Source organism: Rhodocyclus tenuis (assembly GCF_014197755.1).
GTDB lineage: Bacteria > Pseudomonadota > Gammaproteobacteria > Burkholderiales > Rhodocyclaceae > Rhodocyclus > Rhodocyclus tenuis.
The window spans coordinates 134278-149350 of sequence record NZ_JACIGE010000010.1; the positions used below are offsets into that span (position 1 = coordinate 134278).

The following is a 15073-nucleotide window of genomic DNA, read 5'->3' on the forward strand; positions in this document are numbered from 1 at the left end:
CAAGCCTCGTGCAATGAAGCTCAGACCTCTCTTGTTGCTTGCCGCCGCTTTTCCGCTTGCTGCCCACGCCTGGTGGAACGACGCCTGGAGCGAACGCCGCGTGCTCGTTGTCGACACTTCGGCTACGGGGGTCGAAACGGCGTCGACGGTGTCCGGCGCGACGGTGCCGGTGCGACTGCACAGCGGTAATTTCGACTTTCTCGCCGCCAGCAAGGATGGCAGCGACATCCGTTTCGTTGCTGCCGACGACAAGACGCCGCTCAAGTTTCACATCGAGCGCTTCGACGGCGTCAATGAACTCGCCGTGGCCTGGGTGCAGCTGCCGCAGATTGCCGTGAAAACCGCCGGGCAGAAGGTCTTCGTCTATTTCGGCAATGCCGCTGCGCCAGCGGAACTGACTCCTGCTGCAGCGAGCTACGACGCCTCGACCAGCGCGGTGTTTCATTTCCGCGAAGGTGACGACAGGCCGCTCGACTCGTCGGCCAATGCCAATCATGCGATTGCGCCACTGGCGGTGGAAAAGGCCGGACTGCTCGGTAGCAGTGCCCGGCTCGAAGGCGCGACGCTGGTGCTGGCACCTTCGCCAAGCCTGCAACTGACGAGCAATGGCAGTTTCAGCTTCGCCGCCTGGGTACGCCTGAACGACTCCGGCCCGAACGCCACGATCTATCGCCAGGGACCGCTGGCATTGACGCTTGAAGGCGGCACGCTGAGCCTGAGCGGTGCCGGCAAGCAAGCGATCAGCGGCGGCAATCTGCTGCCGAATGTCTGGCAGCACGTGGCGCTGACCGTCGGTGCCGGCCAGGCGACGCTTTACCTCAACGGGGCCAGGGTTGGTGGCGGCGAAGCCGTCCTGCCGGACACGCAGAGCGAGGTCAGGATCGGCGACGGACTGGTCGGGCTGATCGATGAGGTGCAGTTGGCAAGTGTCGCCCGCTCGGCTGACTGGATCCGGATCGCCGCCAGTGCGCAAGGCGCCGAAACGAAGCTGCTGAGTCTGACTACCGACGACGAGGCTGCCGGTGACGGCGGCAGCTCGTCGTATCTCGGCATTCTCGTCGGCAACCTGACCGTCGATGCGTGGATCGTCATCGCCATCCTGATGGTCATGTTTGCCGTCGCCGTCGCCGTGATGATCGGCAAGGCACGCCTCGTCATCGCCACCGACAAGGACAACCGCAGCTTCCTGCAACGTTTCCGCCATGCCAGCGAGGACATTCTCGATCTGGAAAAAGGCGCTGCGCATCCGAATTCGTCGCTTTACCGTCTCTATCAGGCCGGTACCCGGGAAATCCAGAGGCGTACCAACGCCGCCGGCGAAGTGAATCTGAGCGCGGCTTCGATCAACGCCATCAAGGCGGCGGTTGATGCCGATCTGGTGCGCGAAACGCACAAGCTCAACGCGCAGATGGTGCTGCTGACCATCGCCATTTCCGGCGGCCCCTTCCTTGGCCTGCTCGGCACGGTGGTCGGTGTGATGATCACCTTCGCCGCCATTGCCGCCGCCGGCGACGTCAACGTCAACGCCATTGCGCCGGGTATCGCCGCCGCCCTGCTCGCCACCGTTGCCGGCCTCTCGGTCGCCATTCCGGCACTGTTTGGCTACAACTACCTGGCTTCGCGCATCAAGAACATCTCCGCCGACATGCAGATCTTCGTCGACGAGTTCATCACGCGCGTGGCTGAAAGCTACAGCCGCTGATTCGTCGCCCGTCTTTGTCCGGCCTCTTGAAGAGCCCTTCACATGTCAGGCGATATCCGCGAAGACAACCAGCCGTATGACGAGATCAACATCACGCCGATGCTCGATCTGGCCTACGTGCTGCTGGTCATCTTCATCATCATGACCACGGCCTCGGTGCAGGGCGTCAAGGTTCAGCTGCCGAAAACCGCCGTTGCCTCGAGCCTAGCCAAGCCGCAGACGCGCGCCATCACGGTCACGCGCGAAGGCAACGTCTTCCTCGATGCCTATCCGGTCGACATGGAACAGCTCGAATCGCGTCTGGCGCAGCACAAGGCGATCAATCCTTCGCTGCCGGTGGTGCTCAAGGGCGATGGCGACGCCGAGTACGACAAGGTGATGCAGGCGCTCGACATCTGCAAGCGGCTCGACATTGTCGACGTCGGCCTCGTCACCAAGCGGGAACTGTGAGCCATGCAGGTCCACAACGAAACCAAGCCCTACGACTCGATCAACGTCACGCCGATGCTCGACCTCGCCTACGTGCTGCTGGTTGTCTTCATCCTGATGACGACGGCGACGGTACAGGGCTTGACGATGTCGCTGCCCAAGCCGAGCGAGAAACCCAGCACGGAAAAACACGACATCAAGATCGTGCAGATCACTGCCGAAGGATCGCTGCTGATCAACGGCGTCGGCGTCAGCATGGGCGAGCTTGAACAGCAGCTAGCAGCCGCCAAGGCGAAAGACGCCAAGGTATCGGTGATGATCAAGGGCGACCCGCACAGCAGGTATGCGCAGGTGATCGCCGTGGTCGACCTGGTCAATGCGCTGGCGATCGACGGCGTCGGCCTAGTCACGGCGCGCATCGGGAACTGAGATGAGCGGACTGGCCGAAGACGACATCGAAAGCGCAGCCGGCTCGCGCTGGCTGCGCATCGCCGCTGGCGCCGTGCTGCTGCTTGCCGCGGTCGGCATCGTCACCTATCTGCTCAAAGGGCTTGGCGACAGCGGCCCGGTCGCCAAAAAGCAGGTGACCAAGATCAGCGTGCTGCCGGACACACCTCCGCCGCCGCCAAAGGAGCAGCCGAAAGAGACGAAGGAGATGAAGCAGGAGCAGCCGAAGCCGGTTGAGCAACCGCAACAGGCAGAGCCGTTGAAGATGGAGGGAGCTGCCGGCGCCGGCGAGAGTCCTTTCGCCGCCGGACAGGTATCGCGCGACTACATCGGTGGCACGCCGGGTAACGGCGGCGGCATGCAGTTCGCCTTCTTCTCGAACGCCTTGCAGCGGCATGTCCAGGATGAGCTGGCGCGCAATCGCAAGATCAAGCTCGGCGATTATCGCGTCCAGGTCAATCTGTGGATCGGCAAGGACGGCAGCATCAGCCGTGCCGAACTCGCCAGCTCAAGCGGCAACGCCGACACCGATCGCGCCTTGCGTACGGCGCTGAGCGAACTCGGGCCGATCCGGACAGCGGTTCCCGACAATCTTCCGCAGCCGATCAAGCTGCGCATCACCAATCGCATGACGGGCTGACCGGCCCCACCCAACCGCAGGAAACAACCCCGACATGAACTTCCAGCAGAAGACCCTGAGCCTGTTGATCGCGGCCATCGTCACGGCCGGTCCCGCCTACGCCGACGACGAGCGCGCCTCGCTCGAAGCGCTGCGCCAGACGACGCTGAGCCTGATCGAAGCGCTGGTCGACAGTGGTGTGCTGCCACGCGACAAGGCCAACGCCCTGATCAGAAAGGCCGAGCAGGATGCGGCGAAAAAGCTCGCGCAAAAAGCGCCCGCAAGCACGAGCGTTCGCGTGCAATACGTTCCGGAGATCGTCAAATCCGAGATCCGCGAACAGATCAAGCAGGAAGTGCTGGCGCAGGCGAAGAGCGAACGCTGGGCCGAGCCCAACGCAATTCCCGGCTGGCTCGACAACATCAAGTGGGAAGGCGATGTGCGCCTGCGTTACCAGACCGACAGTTTCGGCAAGGACAACGCGACGCCATTCGATTACGCCTTTGCTGCAGGAACGTCTTACGCCTCGGCAAGAACCGTGAATTCGCAAACTCGCGCCGCCGACCTGGCCAAGGTCAACAGCATGGGCGAGCCGACGGCCAATACCGGTGAGCAGCGCGAGCGATTCCGCGTGCGCGCACGTCTCGGCATGCTGGCCAAGATCTCCGACACCTGGAGCGGCGGCATCCGTCTGGCGACCGGCAATACCAACGACCGCGTGTCCACCAATCAGACGCTCGGTCAGGACTGGAACAAGTACAACCTGCTCGTCGATCAGGCTTTCATCAAGTACGACCCGGCCGAATGGTTTTCGATCACCGGCGGCAAGATTCCCAACCCGTGGTTCTCGACCGATCTGGTATGGGATATCGACCTCAACTTCGAGGGCGTCGCCGCCACCTTCAAACCCTCGTTCGCCAACAACACGGTCAAGCCCTTTCTCACCGTCGGCTACTTCCCGATCAAGGAGCAGAACCCGCCGGCGAGCAAGGGGCGCTCGATGGTCGGTGTGCAGGGCGGCACGCAGTGGGATCTCAGCTCGAATACGCGCTTCAAGGTCGGCCTGGCCTGGTACGCCTTCAGGAATTTCGAGGGCAAGGTCGAAAGCGACGATTCGCTTGACTACTCGGGCGGAAATCTCGTTCCCTATACCGCCAACTATGGTCAGTACGAGTACGGTAGCGGGCTGCGCCAGAAAGGCAACTCGTTGTTCGTTACCAATGCGACCAGCGATACCGCCGCCACCACCTACTGGGGGCTCGCCTCGCGCTTCCGCCCGCTCAACCTGACCGCTTCGCTCGACCTCGCCAACTTCGACCCGGTGCACATCGTGCTGACCGGCGACTGGGTACGCAACACGGCCTTCGACCGCGGCGAAATCTACTCGCGCACGCAGGGCCGGGTCGATCTCACCGATGGCTCGAATACGGGCTACCAGTACAAGCTCACCGTCGGCATGCCGCAGATCAAGGACGCGCGTGACTGGCAGGCCTTCGTCAGCTACCGCCGTCTTGGTTCCGACGCCGTACTCGATGCCTTCACCGATTCCGACTTCGGCGGCGGCGGTACCAACCTCAAGGGTTACATCCTTGGCCTGCAGTATGGTCTGGACCGCAACGCCGCGCTGGGCCTGCGCTGGTTCTCCGCCGATTCGATCGATTCGTTCTCGCTCAACCCGGCGCATCGTTTCGCGCAGGATGTCTTCATGGCAGACGTCAATGTCCGCTTCTAAATCCGCTTGCAAATTGAGACCACTCGTCGCCTTGCTCGCACTGGCGGGCGCCCTGGCCCTGCCGGCGTTTGCCGCCGACAAGAAGAACGATCCAGCGAAGGAGCAGGCCCGCCGCATGCAGCAGATGCAGCGCAAGTTCGAGCAGGAGAAGTCGCAGCTGACGCAGGAAAAGGCCGAGCTGGAAGAGAAGTTCAAGGAAGCCAGCGGCGAACTCGAAGAAACGCGCAAGCAGGCCACGCGCAAGACCTCGGCGCTGGAAAAACAGCTGGCGGCGACGCGCAACGAGAAGGAAGCACTCGGCAGCAAACTCGCCGAAACCGAGCAGCGCCTTGCCGCACTCACCGAACAACAGCGAAACACCGAAGCCGAACGCAAGCGACTCGAAACGCTTGCCGCCGAGCAGAAGAAATCGCTCGCCGACTGCGCGGCGCGCAACGAAAAACTGCATGAACAAGGCGTCGAATTGCTCGAGCGTTACGAACAGAAAGGCTGCTTCTCCGCGGCCTTGCAGGGTGAGCCTTTTACCGGCCTGAAGCGTGTCGCTATCGAAAACTTCGTGGAGGATAACCGTGAACGTCTTGACGAACAGAAGCTGCAACGCTGAACGGGCGAACGCAATTCCGGAACGGCGACGAATGCGGTTCGGCGTCGCCGCACTGATCACTGCCCTCGGCCTGGCGCTCGTCGCGCCAGCGCAGGCTTTCGAGAAAACGGCCCATGCCGACGGCAGCTTCGAGTACTTCTTCGCCGGGCAGTCGCTGACGATCAGCGGCCCCGGCTCGCTCGACCTGAGCGGGCTGAATTTCATCGAAGGCGTCGACAACGGCTTCCGCGTCGGCGCGCTGTTCATGCTCGATTCACTGGGCGGCGAGTTGGCGGTCGATTCTTCCGGCAATCGCTGGAGCAGTCTTGACCTCGCGCCGCGCCGTCTCGACATCAGCGCCGCCGGTGATCTTGATCTTGGCACAGCGCGCCTCTCGCTGCCCGGCGGAACAATGCTGCTCACTGCCGGCGGCGTAATGAATCTTGCCGGCGCCAGCTTCGCCGCGGGAGGCGCGGCAACTGGCGGCGCCCTGGGCAGCATCATCCTTGGCGAGACGCTGCCGATCCGCCCGGGAACGCTGCCCGGTGGTGGCGGCACACTGCAGCTCGATCCGGGCGGCAACATAACGCTCGTCGGCACAGCGCCGGTCCCGGAACCTGCGACGAGCACGATGCTACTCGCCGGCATGCTGCTGCTTACCGGACTTGCGCGCCGCCGCACCCGCTGATGGCCGATTCCGCGCCGGCCGTCAGCTACCGGCGCCGTCAAGCGCTGGCGCGCATTGTCCCTTTCGCGCTCTACCTCGCCTTTCTCGCCGCCCTGCCCTGGCTGCGCACCGCCCTGCCCGACAGCTGGGACGCCCGCTGGCTGTATGGCGTGCAGATCGGCGCGGTAATGGCGGCGCTGATCTTCTGCGCGCGCCACTATGACGAACTGTGTCCCCTGGTGCTGGCAAGGCGCGCGGCGATCGAAGCCATTGCCAGCGGCGGCGTGGTCTTCGTGCTGTGGATCAATCTCGATTTTTCCTGCGCGCTGCTCGGCCCCGCCGGCGCCGGCTTCGACCCGCGCACGCCCGACGCCACGATCGACTGGGCGCTGGCGCTGACCCGGCTGTTCGGCGCCGCTGCCGTCGTGCCGATCATGGAGGAACTGTTCTGGCGCTCGTTCCTCCTGCGCTGGATCGATGCGACGGACTTCCGGCGCCTCGCGCCGGCGCTCGCCAGCGGCCGCGCGCTGCTGATCAGTGCTGTCCTCTTCGGTGTCGAGCACAATCTGTGGCTCGCCGGCATCGTCGCCGGGCTGGCTTATGGCCAGCTCTACCGGCGTCACGAAAACCTCTGGTCGCCAATCCTCGCGCACGCCACGACCAACCTGCTGCTCGGCTGCTGGGTGCTGGCGACCGGCGCGTGGAGCTTCTGGTAAGCAGCGGGCGGCGCGGCAGCCCGGGCGAAAATGTGTGCCGATTTACCCCATGAAACGCGAAAGCATGGGGTAAGCGTCATGGCGCGAAGAGCGGCTGCCGGAATCCCGACGTGGACGCCCCCGCGTCGGCAAGGCGCGAGCTCAGGTTAAACTCGCGCCTTGCCGATCGCCACTTCCTCCAGTTGACGTATTCGTAGCGCCCACCTGGCAGCACGGCGCACCTCAGGATTCCCCGATGATCATCCGCGAACGCCCCGCCGCCTGGCGTCTGTTCTTCGTCCTGCGCGGCTCGATCCTGCACCGAATCAAATGGGAGGTGGCGACCACCGTCACCATCTCGCTGCTGGTGACGCTGCTGCACGGCCGCGTCTTTGAAACCAAGATCACGCTGACGCCGATTCCGTTCTCGCTGATCGGTCTGGCGCTGGCGATCTTTCTCGGCTTTCGCAACAGCACCACCTACGACCGCTGGTGGGAGGGGCGCCGGCTGTGGGGCGATCTGGTCATCCTGAAAGGGAGTGAGATAAACGGGGGATGAGGCGTGAGATAAATCCGGGATGAGGCAGGACTTATCGGGAGGATTCGGGACGGTGATTGTAAATCGTTTGCGAGGCGTGAAAACGACGGCCGCCGCCGAATCTGCTACAGGAGGGGTTGTTGCCGAGTCCTCACATCGTCGGCGCGGCACTTGGCGACGATCTGCCGAATGCGCATCTCGGACTTGTCGTAGCGCCGCGCGAGCTCGGCAAAGTTGTCACCGGTGAATTGCGCGTAGATCTCGCGATCGCGCATCGAAAGCTCCCACGCCTGCCCCTTCGACAGGTAAATCATGCAGCCGCCGATATCGGCTCGCACTTTCTCGGCCAGCGCGAACGACGCCTCGGCCGCCACCTGGTGATCCAGGCTGAGGCGCTCGGTCATAAACGCATACGCCGACGTCGCGATCGCCGCGAGGATCTCCGGATAGTTGTCATCAATCTGCAGAGCCATCACCGGACTCCTTTTGCTGACCGACCTCGTTGAGCAGCTCCCACGCGGAGAGCATCGGGTCGAAGGTTTTGCGTGACTGGGCGAGACCAACGGCAACGCCCAGAGCGTTGATGATCTGAGGCTCGAGCTGCAGCGAGCCGGTACGTATTGCCGCCGAGACTTCTTCGGCGCGCGACTTCACGGCCGCCGGAAGAAACCGCATCGCCCACTTTTTCAGGCTCTCGATCAGCTTGAGCGACTGAGCGCCGTTGATCCACTGCAGCGCATCGACGCCGGTAAGCCTTTTGACGTATGCGGCCAGCGCCTCTTCGGATGGATTTTTGACCGCGCCAAGCTGGTGCAGCAACAGCCACAGAGCGCGGATCTTCTTGTCCTCGGCGTGCTGTGCCAGAGGCCTCGACGACTGCCGTTTTTTGCCGTCCGCGGTCTTGGTGACGCGCACCTTGAAGCCGGCCTTCTTCATGTGCTCGAGCACGCGATACAGATCAGTCACGGACAGCTCGGACGATGATGATTTGCTGGCCACGCTCATCAAAACGCCGCGATAGGTGTCGTCGGCCATCTGCAGATCGCGCTTTGCAACGTGCAGTAGCCGGATAAGGCGAGCGCGGTCCTGTGGGTTGCCCAGCGCCGAGGTTTCGGCGGCGCGCACGCGCGAGCTGTGGAATGGGCTGGTTTTCATGGCGCCTCCGCAAACATGTCGAGGGTGTGTTCGCAGCGCGGCGAGGGAATGGGGTCTCCGGCCGGCACGAACGCCGTGCAGCACGGCTGGCCGTCGTCGCCGATCTGCCATTCCTTCGGGTACTGCTCGGCGTCGACGTCGTAGCACATCGTGTTGCCGACGATGTCGCAGCGCTCGTTGTCGTCGCACTCGAATACGTCTCGGTCTTCGCGCAGCGCCTTGTCGCGCTGGCACGCAAAGCACCAGTGCGAAATGAAGATTTCGCCTTCGGTGCCGTTGCTCGGGCGGTACTTTTTGCCGGCGCTGGCGACGAGCATGGCCGCGAGGGGGGCTGGGTAGATGGCTTGGGGCATGGCGCTACTCCAGCGCCAGCGGCGCAGGCCCGCCGCTGACGCCACGGTTGAGTTCTGCCTGACGGCCGGACAGGAGACCGGCCTGCGCGTCGTCGTATTCGCGTTGGCTCAGCTTTCGGCCGTCGTTTCGATCGCGGGCATCGCCGTCGCGCAAGGCTGGGTAGTGCTTTGCCAGATAGGCGCCGATTGCCCGCTTTTGCTGGTCAGTCTCGGCGAACGCGGTGATGGTGCGGGAGACGGCAAAAACCCACCCTTCGCAGAAAAGATCAGCGCGCCGGGTTTTGGTCGCCTGCTTGCAACGCTTCAGGCTGGTCTTGATGTAATCGGCCCGCGCCCGCTTGGCCTGCCGCAGCAACACCGCGAAGGCGTACTGCGACACCTCTGGCGCCGCGCCGCAGCCGATGAATACCCATTCGCCAACGATGCAAAGTGCGCGGCCATCCCATCTGCGGGAGAAGATCACCTGGCAGCCAAATGCTTTCGCGATCTTGTTGGCCAGCGCCGTCTCCCAGTTGGCCGGAGAAGCCGTAGCTCCGGCCTTGGTGCGCCGTTCTTCCGCCTCTGCCGCCTGGATGTCCAGATCGGCAACGCCGTGCGCTTCCATCAGCTTGCGCGCCTGGCGCAACGCGGCCTCGGCTTCGTGCTCGTTGGCGCTGGCCGACAGGGCGAGGCACTTGCGGATTTTGGCGATGATCTTGTCGCGTTCGTTCATGGTGTTCCCCGTTAAATCTCGCTGGCTTTCTCCCGAAGCCGCCCGGCGCTTAACGCGGGCGGCTTGAGGCGAGAGCCGCTATGCATTGAGCCCGCTGAGAACCGGCGTATCGGAGCCGATCAGCGAAAAGTAGCGATCGACGAAGGCAAAGGCGGCCTGACCGGGCGGTAGCGGAACGATGGGTTCTGCCATTGGCGTAACACCGGCAATGAGCGACCACTCGTCATCGTGTTCTGGCATCAGATCTCGCTGTTCTGTCGCGAGCAGGATCAGATCTGCCGTCTTGACGGACGCCGGCATGGCATCAATGCCGAAGCGCGCCAGAACGGCCTTCTCGACGCGTTCTTCGATGAGCCTGTAGTCGGGCAGCAGCTGCTTCAGGGGACGCGAGATATCGCCGATGAAGGCTTCTGCCGCGTCGTGCAACAGGGCTGCGAGGGCGTCTTCCGGCGGTACCAGGTAGGACGCGAGCGTGGAGTGCTGCGCCACGCTGTAGAACTCTCTGGTGTGGCCGGCGAAGCGGCAGATGTGCGAGAGAGCATGCGCCACCTCGCCGATACCGAAAGAGCTTTTCTCCGGCTGCAGAAAATCGAAGTAGTGGCCGGAAACCGTAAGGATGTCGGGGCGGATGCTGTGTCTCACGATGCCTCCCCGCGAATCTGCGCAACCGCCTTCTTGCTATCGGCCTCGCTGCCGTGCGCGATGGCCAGCAGCAAGCGGATCGGCTTCGGCAGGTTGCGGCCGTTTTCGTAGCGGCTGCCGCCAGACTGAGTAACGCCGATTGGCCCCCAGAACTGCGCTTGGTTGAGCTTCTTCTCCCGGCGCAGTGCGAGCGCGTCGGCGCCGGAAACCGTCTTTGCGTTGATGCTCTTCATGCTGATACTCCCTTGCGTTTGGTTTTTGCCTTCGGTTTCTCGTCCTCGCCTTGGCGCTTGGCGGCGTCGGCAAGGATCGCCTTCACCAGCTTTTCGACGTCGGTGTCGGTAAAGCTGATGAACGAGGCGTCGGCGCCGCTGACCGAGCGGATGCCGATCTGGCGACGGACGGCGCTGTCGAGCTGGGCGACGGCCTCGACGTTGATGGATTCTTGCGAGCGCACCAGCAGATCCGACTGATCGGGCAGCAGCGCCTTGATGCGCTTGATCACGGCGGCTTCGTCGTCGTAATCGATTCCATCCTCGGCTTTTCGGTAGCCGCACTTCACGCCATCGACGAGGATCGAGCGCGGGCGGGCAAACAGCTGCGGCGCGCCGTCGATGAGCGCCTGCAGCTCGGCCTGGCACTCGGCCTCGTGCGCTGCCGCCTCGTCGATCGCCGGGCGGTGAGCGGCGTAGATCGGCGCCGCGGCTTCGGACAGCGCGTGCTCAAGCGCCGTGGCACGGGTGACCGACTGGCGGTGCGCGTCGGCCAGGCGCTGTGCTGCGGCGCGGATTTCGGTGATTGTTGCGGTGGTCATGTGACGTCCTTTCTGGCTACTTGAGCCGGTGAGTGATCTTTGTGCCGCCGGGAACGTGCTCGATGGTCTTCGTGCCCGTTGCTGTGGATTGGCTCTCACTCGTGCCGCCGGGCAGCGCCGGCTTGTACGTCGGGATGAAGCCGGAGCCTTCCGCAGCGCCGGTGACGCGCAGAAAATTGACCTCGACCTTGGCGGTGTCAGTGATGTTCTTCGCGGTTTCGTTGATCGCCTTGACGCGATCGAGATCGATGGTTTTCGCCGGATCGCGCAGGTCGTCGAGCGTGGCGAAGAGCGCAGAACGGAGTCGTGTGATGTCGCTCATGTCGTTTCCCCTATGCGGCTTTGTCCGGGATCGTGGCGACGATTTCGCTATCGGTTGCCACCTTCCAGTAGATCGTTTCGCAGTGCGGGCAAGTTGCCAGCGTGTCCCATGTTTCACCGGCGTGCGCGGCCATATCCTCGACCGTCTTTCCACAACACGGCGTAACGAAGGTCAGCGTCTTTGCGCCCTTCGCCTTGACTCTGGCGAGATACTCTTCGTGCTGCTGCTTGAGCGTTTTCATGGTCTATTTCCCTTCTCGGCGATTGATGTGCCGGGTGATCTGGCTGCGAAGCAACACGCATTCAGCAAGCTCCGGCGGATAGTTGTGCAAGGTGTGTCGCCGCATGTGCTCCGCCCGCGTGATCAGCTCAAGGTTGTCCAGGGCGATATGGGCGCGGTTTCCGTCACGAAAGACGAGCATGTGTCCGGCTGGTATCGGCCCGTTCGCCTCTTCCCACATCAGGCGATGGACGAATTTCCAGTCCTTGGGCGGATAGCCGGTATCGGTCATTTTTCGCTGCAGGTAGCCGTCAACGAGGCGCTCGCTGCCGATCGGAACCCAGTTGAACGGCTTGTGCCCCGGAGGGTACTGAGTCGTTCTTGAGCCGAGCGCCAGCCCTTTCATGCCCTTTTTCCGGGCAACCTGACCCCGGCCGAACCGGGTTTCCGCGCCGCGGATTCCGTCGAGCCGGCCAGACTTCGCGCTCGCCTTGAACGCCTCACTCTTTTTCAGGCCCATCCGCGCTACGGCTGAATAGATCTGACCAATGCTGACCCCGAGTTCTGCCGCGCAAAAGGCGGCGGTGTTGTCGGGATAGATCTCGATCAACCGCTTACGCATCGGCTCGACCCAGAGACTGGGGCTGTTGTCGCGCCTACCAGATGCCGGGCCCGCATAGAACGCGGCGCTTTTCTGCAGCCCAAGGGCCCGCGCCTGGCGATAGATTTCCGGGACGGTTTTCCCCAGTTGTTCGGCACAAGCTGCAGCGGTCTGATCGGGGTAGATCTCGGCAAGTCGGGAGAGCTTCTCCTGGGGCCAGTGGCGGCTCATGCTGCGGCTTCCTTTCTCGCCATAACCCAGCCGCGAGCAGGACGGGTGAGCAGGCCGCGCTCGGCAGCACGCGTGATTTGCGGATAGATCGACGAGCGACCTACATCGGGCAGCGCGGCGCAGAGTTGTTCTGCCTTCATGCCGTCTGGACCGGCCGTTTTGAGCACGGCGACGAGGCGCAGCATGATCGATTCCGGGTCGTGTATGCGACGAGCCGGTTTCGGTGCGGGCGCTGGCTTGCGCTTCTCTGCCGCCAGTTTGGCCGCGCTGCCGTCACGCCCTGGCAACGTGTAGGTGGCGACGGTCTTGCGCGGCATGTCTGCCGGAGCATCCTTTTCGCCAACGCGCTCAATGCGACGCTCGTGCAGCAAGCGCCGGATCTCGTCGCAGAGGTTCGGAACCTCGTGCGTCAGCCGCACAGCGATATCGCGCACGCTGTATGGCTCGCTGGCCTCACGCAGGATGTCGATGATTTGTTCGTCGAGCGTCTTGGTGGTGAGCAGCGATTGCAGCTGCAGGGAGAGAAGACTGGCCATGATCAACTCTCCCTTCGCGCGCTGGCCCATGCGCGACGAGGCGTATAGCCCAACGCCCTGGCGTAGCGGAGGGCAAGACGTAGACGTGCGATGGCGACGATCGCGGCGCGCCACTGCGCGGAGACGAGCGCATTCATGACCATGCCCTCCCGAGTTCGAAAGCCGCGCCGATGACGAGCACGAGCACGAAGGCGCCGATCTGCCTAGCGGTTTTGCCAATGAGCGCGTCTTCGCCGGCGATCTCGAAGCACGCTGCAGCGAACGCCGCTGCGATGCAGACCATGCAGACAGCTGAAAAGAAGATGGGAAGGCTCATTGCCGTGCTCCCGGCCCCGAAGGCATGGCGGACCATGCCTTCGGCGGATCAATCGGGAAGCCGTCAGCATTCCGCCATTGCTCGCCGTCGAAGTAACCCGGCCAGACGTCGCCCGGATCATCATTCGCGGTCAGCACTGTCTCGTCTGCGTCCGGCAGATCGTCCGGTCCGGTGTGCCAGGTGATGGTTTCGGGGATCAGAGGCATGTCACTTCCTCCCACTCCACGCGGCAGCCAAAACGGTCGGCAAACCATGTGTAAATCGTCAGTTCGCCATCCGGCCGGCGCTGGCGCCAAGCGCAGTCTTCGCCAAAGATGGCGTGCAGTCGCGGACTGGGGGCGACAACGATCACGATGTTGTCGCCGCCAATGTCGCGATAGCCTCGGAACGAAATGACGCTGAGCCGGTTCTTGATGAGGAAGAGCACGCAGCGCAGGAGATTCATGATCAGCGTGGTGGCCATCGATACCGACGTTGCGCGCGTCTGTTCGGCTGCTGCCGAGTCAATCATCGGCAGCGCATGAAGATGATCGGCGGATTTCATCACACCATCCCCAGGCTCTTGACGGCGCCGGCCGTGACGATCGGGCTGCCGATTTCGGCGGCGACGTTCATCGCCGCAGTCATGATGTTGCCGATCGCCAGCGGGTAGAGCAGCGAGAGCGTTTCGGTACGATCGGCGCGCCGGGAGGAGATCGTCAGCTTGGCGCGCACAGCATCGATACCGCCTGCATCGATCACATCGGCCAGCGATTTGCCAACCCGCTCGAACTTGAACTTCAGGTATTCATCCAGCCGACCGCCATCCAGTGGAGCCAGCTCAACGACTTCGCAGCGTTGCACCACTTCCCGCACGTCGCCATTACGCTCGGACAGTTTCGCCTTCAGCTCCGGCTGGCCGATCAGGATGATCGACAGCAACTTCTTGAAGCCGAACTCGAGTTCGAAGAAGCGCTTCAGGTGCTTTAGCGTTGCGATCGGCATCGCATGCGCTTCGTCGATGATCAGGCAGTGGCGGAAACCGGCCGAGTGGCTTTCCTTCAGCGACCGATGCAGTTGCGCAAACCGCGCCTGCGGGCTGGAGACAGGCTTTTCAAGCGGCGCGACAGCCCCCATGATCGCTTCAGCGATGTGCGACGCTTTCAGCGTCTTCCCCTTGGTGTCGTTGTCTTCCATCCCCAAAACGTACGGACGGATGAGCACAACCGGCTGATTCTCACGGCTGATGCGGTCTTCGAGATCGCGCAGCAGCGTCGTCTTGCCCGCGCCCGACTCGGCAACGACCGCCAGCAGGCCGCCATGTTTTGCCGTCGCCAGCATGGATTCGCGCACGTAACGAATATCCGGAGAGACGAACATGTCCTCATCGCTCTGGATCGCATCGTCGGCAAACGGATCACGAAAGATCCCGAAGTGCTTCTTCGTTGCTGGCAGCAGGGTTTGTTTACGCAGTAACATCATCTTCTCCTTGAGTGATTCGTCAGTGGCTTGCTTCGGGGAGACCGGGGAATCCGTGTTGGCGCACGGATTCCCCTCCTCATTGGCGGCGAAAGCGTCGGTCAGCTCGCTGTCGGTGGCACCCGACTCGGCGAGGAACGCGCGGATGCGCAGTTCCAGCGCCGGCCGCGGCAAACTCTTGGGCCACGCGTCGTGATTGACGATTTGCGCCACGGTTGCGGTCGATACTTCGATTGCCCGCGCCAGATCGGCTTGATTGCGACCAATGCGGGCGAGCACTTTTTTCAGGGTGAGCATTTGGC

General features: G+C 63.1%; 24 protein-coding genes. 9 read left to right on the forward strand and 15 right to left on the reverse strand.

From position 1 onward, the window contains the following. The first annotated feature begins 13 nt into the window (after window positions 1-13). From GGD90_RS13465 to GGD90_RS13505, 9 genes are all read left to right on the forward strand, one after another. Window positions 14-1702, forward strand: a complete 1689-nt coding sequence (locus GGD90_RS13465) for a DUF2341 domain-containing protein (protein WP_153117420.1) — start codon at window positions 14-16, stop codon at window positions 1700-1702. 42 nt (window positions 1703-1744) lie between these two features. Beyond that, the gene (locus tag GGD90_RS13470; RefSeq protein ID WP_153117419.1) at window positions 1745-2152 is read left to right on the forward strand and encodes an ExbD/TolR family protein; all 408 of its coding nucleotides are present in this window, start codon (window positions 1745-1747) and stop codon (window positions 2150-2152) included. A gap of 3 nt (window positions 2153-2155) precedes the next feature. Further along, window positions 2156-2560 carry an ExbD/TolR family protein gene (locus GGD90_RS13475; RefSeq protein WP_153117418.1) on the forward strand — a complete coding sequence of 135 codons (405 nt, stop codon included), beginning with the start codon at window positions 2156-2158 and terminating at the stop codon, window positions 2558-2560. A gap of 1 nt (window position 2561) precedes the next feature. Next, complete coding sequence (locus GGD90_RS13480; RefSeq protein ID WP_153117417.1) at window positions 2562-3218, forward strand: TonB C-terminal domain-containing protein; 657 nt, start codon at window positions 2562-2564, stop codon at window positions 3216-3218. 34 nt (window positions 3219-3252) lie between these two features. Further along, window positions 3253-4929, forward strand: a complete 1677-nt coding sequence (locus GGD90_RS13485) for a putative porin (RefSeq protein ID WP_153117416.1) — start codon at window positions 3253-3255, stop codon at window positions 4927-4929. Between the two features lie 13 nt (window positions 4930-4942). Next, window positions 4943-5533 (forward strand): hypothetical protein, encoded by a 591-nt coding sequence (locus tag GGD90_RS13490; protein ID WP_153117415.1) that lies wholly within the window; start codon window positions 4943-4945, stop codon window positions 5531-5533. Between the two features lie 31 nt (window positions 5534-5564). Then, on the forward strand, window positions 5565-6200 hold the full coding sequence (locus tag GGD90_RS13495) for a PEP-CTERM sorting domain-containing protein (protein ID WP_153117414.1): 636 nt from the start codon (window positions 5565-5567) through the stop codon (window positions 6198-6200). Then, window positions 6200-6895: a CAAX prenyl protease-related protein gene (locus tag GGD90_RS13500; protein ID WP_153117413.1), complete on the forward strand. Its 696-nt coding sequence runs from the start codon at window positions 6200-6202 to the stop codon at window positions 6893-6895. Before GGD90_RS13495 ends, GGD90_RS13500 begins: the two co-directional genes overlap by 1 nt. Window positions 6896-7130: 235 nt before the next feature. After that, entirely contained in the window at window positions 7131-7433 is a 303-nt protein-coding gene (locus GGD90_RS13505) for a bestrophin family protein (RefSeq protein WP_221227778.1), read from the forward strand. A 104-nt stretch (window positions 7434-7537) separates the two neighbouring features. Here GGD90_RS13505 and GGD90_RS13510 read toward each other — a convergent pair whose 3' ends face one another. From GGD90_RS13510 to GGD90_RS13580, 15 genes are all read right to left on the reverse strand, one after another. After that, window positions 7538-7885 (reverse strand): Mor transcription activator family protein, encoded by a 348-nt coding sequence (locus tag GGD90_RS13510; RefSeq protein WP_153117412.1) that lies wholly within the window; start codon window positions 7883-7885, stop codon window positions 7538-7540. Continuing rightward, window positions 7869-8567: a gp16 family protein gene (locus GGD90_RS13515; RefSeq protein WP_153117411.1), complete on the reverse strand. Its 699-nt coding sequence runs from the start codon at window positions 8565-8567 to the stop codon at window positions 7869-7871. The genes GGD90_RS13510 and GGD90_RS13515 overlap by 17 nt, the downstream gene beginning before the upstream one ends. Further along, window positions 8564-8920 carry a hypothetical protein gene (locus tag GGD90_RS13520; RefSeq protein WP_153117410.1) on the reverse strand — a complete coding sequence of 119 codons (357 nt, stop codon included), beginning with the start codon at window positions 8918-8920 and terminating at the stop codon, window positions 8564-8566. The genes GGD90_RS13515 and GGD90_RS13520 overlap by 4 nt, the downstream gene beginning before the upstream one ends. A 4-nt stretch (window positions 8921-8924) precedes the next feature. After that, complete coding sequence (locus GGD90_RS13525) at window positions 8925-9632, reverse strand: DUF2786 domain-containing protein (protein ID WP_153117409.1); 708 nt, start codon at window positions 9630-9632, stop codon at window positions 8925-8927. 78 nt (window positions 9633-9710) lie between these two features. Next, the gene (locus tag GGD90_RS13530; protein WP_153117408.1) at window positions 9711-10274 is read right to left on the reverse strand and encodes a hypothetical protein; all 564 of its coding nucleotides are present in this window, start codon (window positions 10272-10274) and stop codon (window positions 9711-9713) included. Next, the gene (locus tag GGD90_RS13535) at window positions 10271-10507 is read right to left on the reverse strand and encodes a helix-turn-helix domain-containing protein (RefSeq protein WP_153117407.1); all 237 of its coding nucleotides are present in this window, start codon (window positions 10505-10507) and stop codon (window positions 10271-10273) included. The genes GGD90_RS13530 and GGD90_RS13535 overlap by 4 nt, the downstream gene beginning before the upstream one ends. Then, window positions 10504-11088 (reverse strand): hypothetical protein, encoded by a 585-nt coding sequence (locus tag GGD90_RS13540; RefSeq protein WP_153117406.1) that lies wholly within the window; start codon window positions 11086-11088, stop codon window positions 10504-10506. The genes GGD90_RS13535 and GGD90_RS13540 overlap by 4 nt, the downstream gene beginning before the upstream one ends. A 16-nt stretch (window positions 11089-11104) precedes the next feature. Then, entirely contained in the window at window positions 11105-11410 is a 306-nt protein-coding gene (locus GGD90_RS13545) for a hypothetical protein (RefSeq protein WP_184415184.1), read from the reverse strand. 10 nt (window positions 11411-11420) lie between these two features. After that, window positions 11421-11651 (reverse strand): hypothetical protein, encoded by a 231-nt coding sequence (locus GGD90_RS13550; protein WP_153117405.1) that lies wholly within the window; start codon window positions 11649-11651, stop codon window positions 11421-11423. A 3-nt stretch (window positions 11652-11654) separates the two neighbouring features. Then, window positions 11655-12461 (reverse strand): HNH endonuclease signature motif containing protein, encoded by an 807-nt coding sequence (locus tag GGD90_RS13555; RefSeq protein ID WP_221227779.1) that lies wholly within the window; start codon window positions 12459-12461, stop codon window positions 11655-11657. After that, window positions 12458-12997, reverse strand: a complete 540-nt coding sequence (locus tag GGD90_RS13560; protein ID WP_153117404.1) for a hypothetical protein — start codon at window positions 12995-12997, stop codon at window positions 12458-12460. The genes GGD90_RS13555 and GGD90_RS13560 overlap by 4 nt, the downstream gene beginning before the upstream one ends. A gap of 133 nt (window positions 12998-13130) precedes the next feature. Then, window positions 13131-13313, reverse strand: a complete 183-nt coding sequence (locus tag GGD90_RS13565) for a hypothetical protein (protein ID WP_153117403.1) — start codon at window positions 13311-13313, stop codon at window positions 13131-13133. Then, the gene (locus GGD90_RS13570) at window positions 13310-13519 is read right to left on the reverse strand and encodes a hypothetical protein (protein WP_153117402.1); all 210 of its coding nucleotides are present in this window, start codon (window positions 13517-13519) and stop codon (window positions 13310-13312) included. The genes GGD90_RS13565 and GGD90_RS13570 overlap by 4 nt, the downstream gene beginning before the upstream one ends. After that, complete coding sequence (locus GGD90_RS13575) at window positions 13510-13857, reverse strand: hypothetical protein (RefSeq protein ID WP_153117401.1); 348 nt, start codon at window positions 13855-13857, stop codon at window positions 13510-13512. Before GGD90_RS13575 ends, GGD90_RS13570 begins: the two co-directional genes overlap by 10 nt. After that, window positions 13857-15068 carry an ExeA family protein gene (locus GGD90_RS13580; protein WP_153117400.1) on the reverse strand — a complete coding sequence of 404 codons (1212 nt, stop codon included), beginning with the start codon at window positions 15066-15068 and terminating at the stop codon, window positions 13857-13859. The genes GGD90_RS13575 and GGD90_RS13580 overlap by 1 nt, the downstream gene beginning before the upstream one ends. Window positions 15069-15073 lie beyond the last annotated feature (5 nt).

Bases quoted from the DNA above. Each gene is read 5' to 3' on its own strand.
- GGD90_RS13465 (WP_153117420.1), top strand. From the start codon at position 14: ATGAAGCTCAGACCTCTCTTGTTGCTTGCCGCCGCTTTTCCGCTTGCT.
- GGD90_RS13470 (WP_153117419.1), top strand. From the start codon at position 1,745: ATGTCAGGCGATATCCGCGAAGACAACCAGCCGTATGACGAGATCAAC.
- GGD90_RS13475 (WP_153117418.1), top strand. From the start codon at position 2,156: ATGCAGGTCCACAACGAAACCAAGCCCTACGACTCGATCAACGTCACG.
- GGD90_RS13480 (WP_153117417.1), top strand. From the start codon at position 2,562: ATGAGCGGACTGGCCGAAGACGACATCGAAAGCGCAGCCGGCTCGCGC.
- GGD90_RS13485 (WP_153117416.1), top strand. From the start codon at position 3,253: ATGAACTTCCAGCAGAAGACCCTGAGCCTGTTGATCGCGGCCATCGTC.
- GGD90_RS13495 (WP_153117414.1), top strand. From the start codon at position 5,565: ATGCGGTTCGGCGTCGCCGCACTGATCACTGCCCTCGGCCTGGCGCTC.
- GGD90_RS13500 (WP_153117413.1), top strand. From the start codon at position 6,200: ATGGCCGATTCCGCGCCGGCCGTCAGCTACCGGCGCCGTCAAGCGCTG.
- GGD90_RS13505 (WP_221227778.1), top strand. From the start codon at position 7,131: ATGATCATCCGCGAACGCCCCGCCGCCTGGCGTCTGTTCTTCGTCCTG.
- GGD90_RS13510 (WP_153117412.1), bottom strand. From the start codon at position 7,885: ATGGCTCTGCAGATTGATGACAACTATCCGGAGATCCTCGCGGCGATC.
- GGD90_RS13515 (WP_153117411.1), bottom strand. From the start codon at position 8,567: ATGAAAACCAGCCCATTCCACAGCTCGCGCGTGCGCGCCGCCGAAACC.
- GGD90_RS13520 (WP_153117410.1), bottom strand. From the start codon at position 8,920: ATGCCCCAAGCCATCTACCCAGCCCCCCTCGCGGCCATGCTCGTCGCC.
- GGD90_RS13525 (WP_153117409.1), bottom strand. From the start codon at position 9,632: ATGAACGAACGCGACAAGATCATCGCCAAAATCCGCAAGTGCCTCGCC.
- GGD90_RS13535 (WP_153117407.1), bottom strand. From the start codon at position 10,507: ATGAAGAGCATCAACGCAAAGACGGTTTCCGGCGCCGACGCGCTCGCA.
- GGD90_RS13540 (WP_153117406.1), bottom strand. From the start codon at position 11,088: ATGACCACCGCAACAATCACCGAAATCCGCGCCGCAGCACAGCGCCTG.
- GGD90_RS13545 (WP_184415184.1), bottom strand. From the start codon at position 11,410: ATGAGCGACATCACACGACTCCGTTCTGCGCTCTTCGCCACGCTCGAC.
- GGD90_RS13550 (WP_153117405.1), bottom strand. From the start codon at position 11,651: ATGAAAACGCTCAAGCAGCAGCACGAAGAGTATCTCGCCAGAGTCAAG.
- GGD90_RS13555 (WP_221227779.1), bottom strand. From the start codon at position 12,461: ATGAGCCGCCACTGGCCCCAGGAGAAGCTCTCCCGACTTGCCGAGATC.
- GGD90_RS13560 (WP_153117404.1), bottom strand. From the start codon at position 12,997: ATGGCCAGTCTTCTCTCCCTGCAGCTGCAATCGCTGCTCACCACCAAG.
- GGD90_RS13565 (WP_153117403.1), bottom strand. From the start codon at position 13,313: ATGAGCCTTCCCATCTTCTTTTCAGCTGTCTGCATGGTCTGCATCGCA.
- GGD90_RS13570 (WP_153117402.1), bottom strand. From the start codon at position 13,519: ATGCCTCTGATCCCCGAAACCATCACCTGGCACACCGGACCGGACGAT.
- GGD90_RS13575 (WP_153117401.1), bottom strand. From the start codon at position 13,857: ATGAAATCCGCCGATCATCTTCATGCGCTGCCGATGATTGACTCGGCA.
- GGD90_RS13580 (WP_153117400.1), bottom strand. From the start codon at position 15,068: ATGCTCACCCTGAAAAAAGTGCTCGCCCGCATTGGTCGCAATCAAGCC.